At 68.0% G+C, this 11,891-nt stretch carries 9 protein-coding genes and 1 pseudogene (2 of these 10 running past the window's edge); 7 read left to right on the forward strand and 3 right to left on the reverse strand.

Annotated features, from left to right (window positions below):
• Positions 1 to 1,101 carry the 3' portion of a long-chain-fatty-acid--CoA ligase gene (locus tag K789_RS0111460; protein ID WP_237739582.1) on the forward strand. It extends 474 nt beyond the left edge of the window, so 1,101 of the gene's 1,575 nt are visible here — the last part of the coding sequence; its start codon lies beyond the left edge, outside the window; it ends in the stop codon at positions 1,099 to 1,101.
• A 13-nt stretch (positions 1,102 to 1,114) separates the two neighbouring features.
• Here K789_RS0111460 and K789_RS0111465 read toward each other — a convergent pair whose 3' ends face one another.
• Positions 1,115 to 3,517 (reverse strand): ATP-binding cassette domain-containing protein, encoded by a 2,403-nt coding sequence (locus K789_RS0111465; protein WP_024366887.1) that lies wholly within the window; start codon positions 3,515 to 3,517, stop codon positions 1,115 to 1,117.
• Positions 3,518 to 3,651: 134 nt separating this feature from the next.
• Between K789_RS0111465 and K789_RS0111470 the strand changes: the two genes are divergently transcribed.
• Genes K789_RS0111470 through K789_RS22925 form a run of 3 tightly spaced genes read left to right on the forward strand, consistent with a single transcriptional unit; the run spans position 3,652 to position 6,787 of the window.
• Positions 3,652 to 4,875, forward strand: coding sequence for a type III polyketide synthase (locus K789_RS0111470; RefSeq protein WP_024366888.1), 1,224 nt, complete (start codon positions 3,652 to 3,654; stop codon positions 4,873 to 4,875).
• Between the two features lie 6 nt (positions 4,876 to 4,881).
• Complete coding sequence (locus K789_RS0111475; protein WP_024366889.1) at positions 4,882 to 5,613, forward strand: class I SAM-dependent methyltransferase; 732 nt, start codon at positions 4,882 to 4,884, stop codon at positions 5,611 to 5,613.
• Positions 5,606 to 6,787, forward strand: a complete 1,182-nt coding sequence (locus K789_RS22925) for an FAD-dependent oxidoreductase (RefSeq protein WP_306376552.1) — start codon at positions 5,606 to 5,608, stop codon at positions 6,785 to 6,787. The genes K789_RS0111475 and K789_RS22925 overlap by 8 nt, the downstream gene beginning before the upstream one ends.
• Here K789_RS22925 and K789_RS0111485 read toward each other — a convergent pair.
• Positions 6,774 to 7,178 carry a nuclear transport factor 2 family protein gene (locus tag K789_RS0111485; RefSeq protein WP_024366890.1) on the reverse strand — a complete coding sequence of 135 codons (405 nt, stop codon included), beginning with the start codon at positions 7,176 to 7,178 and terminating at the stop codon, positions 6,774 to 6,776. The two genes, K789_RS22925 and K789_RS0111485, sit on opposite strands and share 14 nt — an antisense overlap.
• 72 nt (positions 7,179 to 7,250) lie before the next feature.
• On the opposite strand from K789_RS0111485, the gene K789_RS0111490 reads away from it, so the two are divergent.
• Together K789_RS0111490 and K789_RS24600 are read left to right on the forward strand one after the other, a co-directional pair.
• Positions 7,251 to 8,222, forward strand: a complete 972-nt coding sequence (locus K789_RS0111490) for a hypothetical protein (RefSeq protein ID WP_237739583.1) — start codon at positions 7,251 to 7,253, stop codon at positions 8,220 to 8,222.
• A gap of 9 nt (positions 8,223 to 8,231) precedes the next feature.
• Positions 8,232 to 8,747: pseudogene (locus tag K789_RS24600) on the forward strand (peptide deformylase); the annotation flags it as partial.
• A 169-nt stretch (positions 8,748 to 8,916) separates the two neighbouring features.
• Here K789_RS24600 and K789_RS0111500 read toward each other — a convergent pair.
• Entirely contained in the window at positions 8,917 to 10,968 is a 2,052-nt protein-coding gene (locus K789_RS0111500; protein WP_024366892.1) for an alpha/beta hydrolase family protein, read from the reverse strand.
• A 107-nt stretch (positions 10,969 to 11,075) separates the two neighbouring features.
• Here K789_RS0111500 and K789_RS22930 point away from each other — a divergent pair, with 107 nt between their 5' ends.
• Positions 11,076 to 11,891 carry the 5' portion of a methyltransferase domain-containing protein gene (locus tag K789_RS22930; protein WP_306376553.1) on the forward strand. 165 nt of this gene lie beyond the right edge of the window, so the window shows 816 of its 981 coding nt (coding positions 1-816); the start codon lies at positions 11,076 to 11,078; the stop codon falls past the right edge of the window.

Below are 11,891 nucleotides of genomic sequence, written 5' to 3' on the forward strand. Positions count from 1 at the left end.
GCGGCCCAGCCAATCCGCACTTACGTCCCGTGCCGGCCCTCGGACACAGCCACGATCCTGTACACCTCCGGCACCACCGGCAAGCCGAAGGGCGCCCTCGGCACCCACTTCGCCCTGGTGGAACAGACAAGTGTCATCCTGACGTCCGTCATGGACTTCAAGCCGGGCGATGTCCTGTTCGGCGGACTGCCGCTGTTCCACACCTTCGGCCAGACCGTCGTTCTCAACGCCGGGCTGCGGGCGGGCGCCACCATCGTCATGATGCCCCGATTCAGCGGCGAGGGCGCCCTGACGCTGATGGACCGGCACAACGTAAACATCTTCCTCGGGGTGCCGACCATGTATGTGGCGCTTATCGAAGCGGCCAAGGCCACTGATGTCCGCCCGGCCGTCCTGCGCTACGGCATCTCCGGCGGAGCGTCGCTCCCGCTGGCCGTAATGGACAAGTTCCGCGATGTCTTCGGGGTGGAAATCCACGAGGGCTACGGCCTGACCGAAACCTCCCCCGTCGCAGCGTTCAACCACGTCGGCACTCCGCCCCGGCCCGGCACCATCGGGACCGCGATCTGGGGTGTCGACATCGAAATTGCCCGCGCCGAAACAGTCGAAAGCATCGAATTGCTGCCCCCGGGCGAACTTGGCGAGCTCGTCATCCGCGGACACCTGCTGATGAAGGGCTACCTCAACCGGCCAGAGGCCACCGCCGAGGCGATCGTCGACGGCTGGTTCCGCACCGGGGACCTGGGTACCAAGGACGACGACGGGTACCTGCGAATCGTGGACCGTAAGAAAGACATGATTATCCGCAACGGCTACAACGTCTACCCCCGGGAGGTGGAGGAAATCCTCCTTACACACCCGCAGGTAGTCAGCGCTGCCGTCTACGGCGTCCCGCACGACGTCCACGGCCAGGAAATCGCGGCCGCGATCGTGCTCGACGCGGGAGCCACCGCCACCGATACCGAGCTGATCGACTTCGCAAGCACACAGCTGGCCGCCTACAAATACCCGCGAATCATCAGGCTGCTCGCGGAACTCCCCCTCGGGCCCAGCGGAAAAATCCTCAAACGAAACCTGGCCTCCGAGTCCACCGGGTCCTAGAAAGCCGGGCCGGTCACCGTTGGACGTAGGCCGCGAGGTGCTGGCCGGTCAACGTGGAACGGTCGGCGATGAGGTCGGCCGGCGTCCCCTCGAAGACGATCCGGCCGCCGTCGTGGCCGGCGCCCGGGCCGAGGTCAATGATCCAGTCGGCGTGCGCCATCACGGCCTGGTGGTGCTCGATGACGATGACCGACTTGCCGGAATCGACGAGCCGGTCGAGGAGGCCCAACAGGTTCTGGACATCGGCGAGGTGCAGGCCGGTCGTGGGCTCGTCGAGGACGTACACGTCACCCTTCTCGGCCATCTGCGTGGCAAGCTTGACGCGCTGCCGCTCGCCGCCGGACAGTGTGGTGAGCGGCTGTCCAAGGGTCAGGTAGCCAAGCCCGACGTCCACGAGCCGGTCGAGGATCTTGTGCGCCGCCGGCGTCTTCGCCTCGCCCGCAGCAAAAAACGCCTCGGCCTCCGTCATGGACATTGCCAGCACGTCGGCGATGTTGCGGCCGCCCAGCGTGTATTCCAGGACTGACGCCTGGAACCTCCTGCCCTCGCAGTCCTCGCAGGTGGACTCGACGGTGGCCATAACGCCCAGTTCGGTGAAGATGACGCCCGCCCCGTTACAGGTGGGACAGGCCCCCTCTGAGTTGGAGCTGAACAGCGCCGGCTTCACGCCGTTGGCCTTGGCGAACGCCTTGCGGATCGGTTCGAGAAGGCCCGTGTACGTCGCGGGGTTGCTGCGCCGGGACCCCTTGATTGCCCCCTGGTCGATCACCACCACGCCCTCCCGGCCGGTGACCGACCCCTGGATCAGCGAGCTCTTGCCCGAACCGGCAACGCCCGTGAGCACGCACAGCGTCCCGAGCGGGATATCGACGTCCACGGACTTAAGGTTGTGGGTTGAGGCGCCACGCACCGCGAGCGTCCCGGACGGCTTACGCACCGATTCCTTCACCGTGGCCCGGTCATCGAGGTGGCGGCCGGTGATGGTGTCACTCCCCCGAAGCCCCTCCATGCTTCCCTCAAAGCAGACGCGGCCGCCCTCGGTGCCCGCGCCGGGGCCAAGGTCAACGACGTGGTCAGCGATGGCGATGGTCTCGGGCTTGTGCTCGACGACGAGCACCGTATTGCCCTTGTCACGCAACTGCAGCAGAAGCCGGTTCATCCGCTCGATATCATGCGGGTGCAGGCCGATCGTCGGTTCGTCGAAGACGTAGGTGATGTCCGTGAGCGACGAGCCCAGGTGCCGGATCATTTTGGTGCGCTGGGCCTCTCCCCCGGACAGAGTTCCCGCCGGCCGGTCCAGCGAGAGGTAGCCCAACCCGATTTCGGCGAACGAGTCGAGCAGGTGCTGCAATCCTTTGAGGAGCGGGGCAACCGAAGGCTCCTTGAGTCCGCGGACCCAGCTGGACAGGTCGCTGATCTGCATCCCGCACAGCTCGGCGATGTTCTTCCCCTGGATCTTCGAGGACCTGGCCTCCGGGCTGAGCCGCGTGCCGCCGCACTCGGGACAGGCCTGAAACGTGATGGCCCGCTCCACGAAGGCCCGGATGTGAGGCTGCATCGCCTCGACATCCTTGGCGAGCATCGATTTCTGGATCTTCGGAATTAAACCCTCGTACGTGAGATTGATGCCCTCGACCTTGATCTTGGTCGGTTCCTTGTAGAGAAGGTCGTCCATCTCCTTCTTGGAGAATTTCGCGATCGGCTTGTCCATGTCGAAGCCGGCGCCGCTGAAGATGCGGCCGTACCAGCCGTCCATGCTGTAACCGGGAATCGTCAGCGCACCCTCGGCGAGGGATTTGCTGTCGTCGTAGAGCGCCGTGAGGTCGAAGTCGGAGACCGAGCCCATGCCCTCGCAGCGCGGACACATCCCGCCCAGGTAGACCGCCCCGTGCACCACATTCTTCTCGACCCGGCCGCCTTTCTCGGTGCTCATCACCCCGCTCGCCTTCCGCGTCGGGACGTTGAAGGAGAACGCCGTGGGGGGCCCCACATGCGGCGATCCCAGCCGACTGAAAAGGATGCGGAGCATGGCGTTGGCGTCGGTGGCGGTGCCCACCGTGGAGCGGGGGTTCGCGCCCATCCGCTCCTGGTCAACGATGATCGCAGTCGTCAGGCCCTCCAGCAAATCGACGTCGGGCCGGGCCAGTGTGGGCATAAAGCCCTGCACGAACGCGCTGTAGGTCTCGTTGATCATGCGCTGTGATTCAGCAGCGATCGTCGCGAACACGAGCGAGCTTTTACCCGAGCCGGAGACACCAGTAAACACCGTCAGACGGCGTTTCGGGATCTCCAGGGTGATGTCCTTGAGGTTGTTCTCGCGTGCGCCGACCACGCGGATCAGATCGTGGGTGTCGGCAACATGCTGCGCGCGCGGCTGCGTGGCCGGCTGCGTGTCCGACGTCGTAACCAGGCTCATCGTGTCTCCATCTCCTGGGCGGGGGCCGCCGTCGCGGTCCCCGCCGGCGTCATCTGGCTCCATCTAACCAGTTTCGGTCCCGCATCCGGGGCTGCATCCATTGTCTTCTGCGCCGACCTCACTGAGAATGAACCATGACGGTCTACCTGAGGTCCCTGGAAACTGCTGTCCCGCCAACTGTCCTGATCCAAACGGAAGCCCGCGACGTCTTTGCAGCCCAACCCGGGCTCACCAGGCTTGGCACCCGGCTGGTCAGCACATGCTTTGATTCGGCCGCGATCGACACGCGCCACACCGCTGTGGAGGAAATGACCAGGGACAACCAGACGGAGAATCCGCGGTTTTTCGACGCCGGCGCGGGACTGCTGCTCAGCCCGAGCACCAAGGTCCGCAACGACATTTTCGCCATCGAGGCCACCAAACTCTTCATTGAGGCGGCCGAAAAAGCCCTCGATGCCTGCCCCGGCATCACTTCACACGACATCACCCACCTCGTCACCGTGTCCTGCACCGGTTTCTTCAACCCCGGCCCGGACTACAAAATCGTCCGGGCCCTCGGCCTGAATCCTGCCGTGCAGCGCTACCACCTGGGATTCATGGGCTGCTACGCCGCATTCCCCGCACTGCGGGCGGCCAAATCCTTCTGCGAGGCGGATCCGGACGCCGTCGTCCTGGTCGTGTGCGCCGAGCTCTGCTCGCTGCACGTGCGGACCTCGAACGACCCGGACACCATTATGGGGTCCGCCCTGTTTGCTGACGGCGCCGCTGCCGCCATCGTGACAGCCCGGCAGGACCCGGACGAACGCGCGCTGCTGCAACTGGACCACTTCGAGACCGTGCTGACGCCGGTCGGTGAGGAATCCATGGCGTGGAACATCGGCGACGAGGGCTTTGAGATGGTCCTGGGAAACTACGTCCCGCACATCATCGATGACCACATCATTGGCGCGCTGGAGCCTCTGCTCTCCCGGGAGGATGCCCTGCGGGGGCTCCCCTACCGTGACATCCGGCACTGGGCCATCCACCCCGGCGGCCGCAGCATCCTGGACAAGGTGCAGTCCCGGCTGGACCTGAGCGACGAGCAGCTGGTCCCGGCCCGCGAGACCCTGCGCGACTACGGGAACATGAGCAGCGCCACCGTGCTGTTCGTGCTCCGGCACATCCTGGACCTGCCGACGGCGGACGGTGCCGACGACGGCGGGGAACGGATCTGTTCGATGGCGTTCGGTCCCGGGCTGACGGTTGAAACGGCGCTGTTCACGAAGCTGGGCAGCCCGCTCCGCGACGAGCCGCAGGCCTGGACCGGCGATGCGGCCGGCGACTCAGAGTCCGCCCAGCCGGAATCGGCGCTGGCCTGAGATCCAGTGCAACTACTGCGCGAACGTGCGGCGCACGCCGTCGAGGAGATGGACCTGCCCGGCTGTGACCCGGTCCGGCTGGACCGCACCTATGCCCAGTTTGCCCTGGTCAACCGGGCCGTCTCCGGCTGGCGGGGCATCTATCGCTCCCAGCTCCGGCCACGCCTCCGCCAGGGCGTGAAGGCCACCCTCCTGGATATTGGCTGCGGGGGCGGCGATGTGCCGGTGATGCTCTCCCGCTGGGCGGCGCGCGACGGGCTTGGCCTGGAGATCACGGCTATCGATCCGGACCCGCGCGCCAGTCGCTTCGCGGCGGAACGGCATTTGGCCACCGGCGTGAGGTTCCGCCAGTCCACGGCCGCCGAGCTGGGACGCGAAGGCCTCAGTTTCGACCTGGTCGTGTCCAACCATGTGCTGCACCATCTGGCAGAGGAGGACCTTCCGGTGTTCCTGGCAGAGTCCGCGGCGCTCTCCCACGGAACTGTCATCCACAGCGACCTCCGGCGCAGCACGGGCGCGTACGCCCTCTTCTTCGCCGGCTCCTGGCCGTTTACCGGCTCCTACATCAGGCAGGACGGACTGACCTCCATCCGCCGCAGCTACACCGCCGCCGAACTCCAGCTGGTGGCTCCCCCGGGCTGGACCGTCGTCCGCCGGGCACCCTTCCGCAACCTGCTGACCCTTGACAAAAACAATGCGGACATGGACAACGCGGACAAGAACTCCGCGCGTGGTTGACGCCCTGGTGGTCGGCGGCGGGCCGGTGGGCCTGTTGATGGCAGCCCTGCTGCTCCAGCAGGGTGCCAGCGTCCGGATCCTGGAACAACGGACCATCGCCGAAGCGCACTCCCGGGCCATCGGCATCCATCCCCCGTCGCTGGACGCGCTCCACGGAATCGGGGTGGCGCAGGCCCTGGTGGCCGAAGGCATTGCGATCCGGCGCGGCATCGCCGTCAGCGGCGGCCGGACCCTCGCGCAGATGTCCTTCGCCGGCGTCTCGGACACTTTCCCGTTCGTCCTCGCCCTGCCGCAGTCCCGCACCGAGGCCCTCCTGGAGCAGCGCGTCCGGGACCTCGACCCTGACGCCCTCCACCGCGGTGTCCGGGTCACGGGCCTGCACCACGACGGCGGCCAGGTCACCGCGGAAGCCATAACAGCGGGCCGGGCGGTGCGCTACACGGCGTCCATCGCCGTTGCCGCCGACGGTGTCCGGTCCGCCGTCCGCTCGCAGCTCGGCACCGCTGTCCGGGCGAAGGATTACCCGGACAGCTACCTGATGGGCGACTTCGCCGACACGACCGGATTCGGTCCGGACGCTGCACTGTTCCTGGAAGCCGCGGGGATCGTGGAGTGCTTCCCGCTGCCAGGGACGCTGCGCCGCTGGGTGGTGCGCCTCGGGGACACCGGATACGACCGGGACGCCGTCGGGCTCGCACGCATGATCGAACAACGCACTGGGATCGGCGTCGATCCCGCGAGCAACAGCATGCTGAGCCGCTTTGGCGTCCGCTCCAGGCTGGTCCGCCGGATGGTGGCCGGCCGGACGGTGCTGATCGGCGACGCCGCGCATGAGATCAGCCCGATCGGCGGCCAGGGCATGAACCTGGGTTGGCTCGACGCCGTCGCCCTGGCTCCGCTGGTTCTCGCGGCACTGGGCGGGGCGAATGTGGGAGCAGAACTGCGGACCTTCGAGGCCGGCCGCACGGCTGCAGCCGCCCGGGCAGCCCGCCAGTCCGAAATCAACATGGCGCTGGGGCGGCCGCTGCCGGCAGCACCATGGTCGGTGCGCAACCGCGCCATAGCGGCGGCAGCTGCCNCCCGCTGTCAACAGGATCGTGGCCCGCCGGTTCACCATGCAGTGAAGACGCTGCCGGAAACGCGCAGCAGGACGCCGTGGTTCAGGCGGGCATGAAATAGCAGTCGTAGCTGTCCTGGCTGACAATCCTGCCGTCCCGGACTTCAAAAACGCCCGCGATCCTGGCGCGAATGACCTCGCCGGTGTCCCAATGCGGCAGGTCCATCAGCAGCGTCGCTGTCCAGTCGGCTTCCACCACCACGCGGGTCCCCTCACACGTCGTGCGCCGCACCACGAAGCGCTGCGCCGCGACCACCTCATGGGCTGCGGCTGCCCCGGCCAAGGCCTCGTCCCGGTTCCGCACAGCCCCGGCCGGGGCCAGCAAGTGGGGTGCCTCGCTCAGGATGTAATCCTCGGCCAGGAAGGGAGCGATGTCCGCCGGGCCGCCACCGGCTTCGATAACGCGCAGCAGCTCGAGGACACAATCCAAGGGGGTCGGTGAAGTCATGGCACCGAGACTAACCGAAAGCGCCCGCCAGGCCACAGCCGCGTGAGCCTGCGCCGGGAATACACTGACCCCATGGGCTGCCTCCTTCCGCCGCTAAGGCGCCCGGCCGACGGAACCCGTCACGTCCCCGCGGGCAGGCTTGCCGCCGTCACGGCTGCCCTCGCCCTGACGGCTTCCTGCAGCGCGGGCTCCTCCGGGACCGGCACTCCTTCCGCCACTCCAACACCAACGGCAGCGCCAGCGGCTTCGGCCGCCACCATCACCGCCGAGATCAACCAGCTCCGCGACGACTACAGCCGGCAAATCATTGCCGTCCAGTTGACGAACAACACGGCAGGGCCGCTGACCGTGCTCAGTGCAAGCCTGACCAGCCCGCTCTTTTCCGGCACCATGGAGTGGCCGGCGCCGCCCGGCGGGATCGAGCTTCCGCCGCGCCAGACCAAGATCCTTCAGGCACAACTGCCCGCTCCCGAATGCGGAATCCAGACATCGCCCGCGAACGAGGGAACGGCGGTGTCACTTCGGCTTGCCGAGGGCAACGGACAAGAGCCGGCCCCGACGGTGCCCGCCACCGATCCGTACCGGGTGATGGAACGGAACAACAGTGAAATGTGCCTCGCCCAGGCGGCCGCCGCGGTCGCCGACATCCGGCTGGCACCGGACATCGAGGTCTCTGCCGACGCGCAGGGCGCCGTCCTGACGCTTGCCATCACGCCGCGGAGCACCCCTGGTGCCGTAAACCCCGGCTCAACCGGAAGCCTGACCATCAACTGGATCGATGGGACCCCACTGCTCGAAGAGGACCCGGGCGCCCCGTGGCCGCACTCGGTGTCGGTCCGCGCCGGCGGATCCCTCCAGCAGTTCCGGCTGGGCATCCGGCCCGCACGCTGCGATCCGCACGCCATAGCGGACGACAAAGTGGGGACATTGTTGCCCCTCCGGGTGTCCGCGGGCGGACGCGACGGCATCCTGAAAATCGACGCCGGAGCGGTGCTGCGTGGACGCATTTATGAATTTATCACCGCGGCCTGCGGACGCCAGTAGTCTGTTGCCATGTCCTCTGACGCCAAGGCGACTGACCTCAGCGCCGCCCGCATCCATGAAAACGTCCAGCAGCTACTGACCGGCGGGGTGCTCCCCACCATTGTCCAGGCGGGGCATCCCGTGCTCCGGCAGTTCGCTGCGCCCTTCAACGGGCAGATCAGCGACGCCGAACTTGGCCAGTTGATCGACCTGATGCGCAGCGTGATGCACAAGGCGCCCGGCGTGGGCCTGGCCGCACCCCAGCTCGGCATACCGTTGCAGCTCGCGGTCCTCGAGGACCAGTTCGACGTCGATCCCGGGGTCGCCGCCGCCCGCGGACGGGAGCCCCTGCCGTTCTTTGCCATGCTCAACCCGAGCTACGAGCCGCTGGGCACCACCACCGTGGCGTTCTACGAAGGTTGCCTCTCACTCAACGGACTCCAGGCCGCCGTCAACAGGCCCGAGCAGGTCCGGCTCAACTTCACAGCAACGGACGGGAGCCCGCAGCAGCGGGAGTTCCGTGGCTGGCAGGCCCGGATCGTCCAGCACGAAACCGACCACCTGCACGGCATCCTCTATCTGGACCGCGCCGAGCTGCGCTCCATCAGCAACAATGCCGAGTACTCCGCGCGCTGGGCGCAACCCGATATCAGCCTNCCTCGCCCGGCGGGAACTCGGGTTCCTGCCGGGCGATTGAGCCGTCAGAGTTGGGCCGTCAGAGTTGGGCCGCCGGTGCGGGATTTGCCGCCGTCGGAAGGTAGCGGGCCCACCACTGCAGGATCCGGTCGAAGCGCTGCTTGCGGTGGTGCGGCGTCCCGGAGCGTGAGAGCTCGTGGTGCTCCCCCGGGAAAACCAGGAACGCAGCCTCCACCCCGAGCTGTTTGAGCGCCGTGAAATACCGCTGGCCCTGCTCCACCGGGCACCGGAGGTCCTCTTCGCTGTGGATGACCAGCGACGGGGTGCGCACCTGGTCCACCCGGGCCATCGGGCTTTGCGCCGCCATTTGTTCGGCCGAGCGTCCGGTGTACTCCCCGCCGAAGAACCAGCCGATGTCGGAGGAGCCGGTGAAGCTCACGGGATCGAGGAACCCGCGCTCCACGATGGCGGCTTCGAACCGGTGGTCGTGGCTGATGGTCCACGCGGTGAGGTAGCCGCCGTAGGACCCTCCCATGATGCCAAGGGCCCCGGCGTCGAGCTCCTCGAATTTGTTGAGCGCGCCGTCGAGGAAGGCCAGGACGTCCTGCATGTCCAGGGTTCCCATCTTTTCCTTGATGGCCCGTCCGTGGTCCTGTCCGTAGCCGGCGGAACCGCGCGGGTTGCACATCAGGACCGCGTAGCCGGCCGCGGCGTAGACCTGGGCTTCATCGAAAAGTGCGCCGGTGAACTGGGCGAACGGGCCGCCGTGGATGTTCAGCAGGACCGGGTGGGGTCCCTGTCCCGGCGGCTTCACGAGCCAGCCGTGGACGGGGTAGCCGTCGGTTGACGGGACCGTGAGCTCCAGCGGATCGATGATCCCGGCCTCGGAACGCAGCGGCGCGGAAAAGTCGGTGAGGACGCGGAGCTTTCCAGCTTCGAGCACGGCCACATCCCCCGCCGTCGCCGCGTCGGCGAAACTGACCACGGGCGATTCCCCGCCGGCGGCGGCGCCGGTGACCACCCGCCCGCCCTGGAGCAGCACGTGGTGGTTCCCGGAGGCCTGGAATTCAATCAGCTCGACCGTTCCCCGGGCGTTGTTCAGCAGCAGCGCCGAATCGGGGCCGGCGAGTTCGATCCTGCCGTTGCAGCCCAGGTCCATTGTCTCGACGTCGCTCAGCCGGGTGGCGTCGCCGCCTCCCGCCGGCATGGCGTAGAGGGCGGTGTTGCGTGCCACGAAGTCCTGGCCCGATCGGCCAAGGTCCTGGGCGAGGAAAAACAGCCATTGCCCGTCCCGTGACTCGCGGACGGCGTGCACGGTCTGCCGGCCGGTGTTAGCCGGGGCGACGGGTTCCGGCTGCCCTCCCCCGGCATCGTCGCCAACCGTAAGGCGGTAGATGCCGCTCGCGAGATCGGCGTCGCTGCCCTCATGCAGGGCGGCCACAAAGTAGATGGCCCGCCCGTCGGTGCTGAAGCTCGCGCCGGTGTGGTCTGTCGCCGCGGCGGTCAGCTGCCGTGCGGCCGGCAGCAGGCCTGTGTCGGTGCTGCCCCCGGCCGCGGTGCGGGCTTTCAACGCGCGGCCCTTCGGCGGCACCGTGGGCTCCGCCCCGAGCTCCGGAAGCTCGATCAGGAAGAGCTGCACCGGCTTGTCCGCGGTGTACCCGACGCCGTTCATCCGGTACTGGTAGTCGGTGATCAGCCGCGCGTCCTCGCTGCCGGCGGAGACCCCGTCGGTGCTGCCATAGCGGCCCTCCTCCGGGGTCCGGGCGCTGTAGAGAATGCGCCGCGAGTCGGGCGACCAGGCAAACGCCGATACTCCCAGGGGAGCGTCGGTGACGGGCTGCGGCTCCCCGCCGCCGGCCTCCACGATGTGGAGCTGCGGTTTGCCGCCGGCAGCGGCGCGCAGGAACCCGAGAATCTGTCCGTCCGGGGAGAAGTCCGGCGCCGTGTCACGGAATCCGCGGGTCAGGCGGCGCGGGGGCGCGCCCGGGTCCAGCGGGACCGTCCACAGCTGGCCGACGTAGGCGTCGGCGTCGAAGTCGGGCCGGATCACGGAGACCACGGCGCGCGCGCCGTCCGGGTGCACGGCAGGGGCGGAGACGGAATTCAGCAGCGGCAGATGTTCGGATTTCACGTGTGCGAGCCTAGCCCGAGTTTCCCCGGCAGTGAAATAGCTCACGTCGGTACTGCACCACGGCGGACCGCGGCCGTCCAGGACGCGCCGCCCCTAGGATGGACACTATGCCCCCCGCCTCCGCTGCCTCCCTGCTGTGCCCGGTCTGCCGGGACAGGCTCGCCTTCGACGACGGCGGCGCACGCACCCTGGTGTGCCCGGGCGGCCACAGCTTCGACGCGGCAAAACAGGGGTACTTTAACTTCCTCGTGGGCAAAGGCACCGTGTTCGAAGCGGACACCGCTGAGATGGTGGCGGCACGCTTCGACTTCCTCTCCGCCGGCCACTACCGCCCCCTCGCCGACGCCGTGGCGGAACTGGCTGCCCGCAGCCTCGCCGGCGGTACCGCACAATCCCCCGGGACGGTGCTGGACGCCGGAACCGGGACCGGCCACTACCTCCGGGCGCTGCTGGACCGGGTGGCGCAGGACCGGGCGCCCGCCGCCGCGGTTGGCCTGGATATCTCGAAGTTCGCCCTCCGCCGGGCCGCAAAGCTGAACCCCGAAGCTGTTAACCTCGTCAGCGACGTGTGGCAGCCGCTGCCGGTTGCCGACGGCACGGTCGACGTCGTCACCGTGGTCTTCGCGCCGCGCAACGCACCCGAGTTTGCCCGGGTGCTCCGCCCCGGCGGCCAGCTGATAGTCGTCACTCCGCGGCCGGGACACCTCGAGGAGGTGGCCGGCCAGGCCGGCATGCTCGGCATCGACCCGGCCAAGGACGAGCGGCTCGCTGCCTCGCTCGAGGGTCACTTTTCGGCGCTCTCCGCCGACGACCTGGATGTGCCGCTCCTGCTTTCCCCGGACGATGTCTCCCGGCTGGCCCTCATGGGCCCGGCCGGGCACCACCTGGACCGGGATGCGCTGGCAACCCTGGCGGCCGGCCTG

The organism is Arthrobacter sp. TB 26 (genome assembly GCF_000427315.1).
GTDB lineage: Bacteria > Actinomycetota > Actinomycetes > Actinomycetales > Micrococcaceae > Arthrobacter.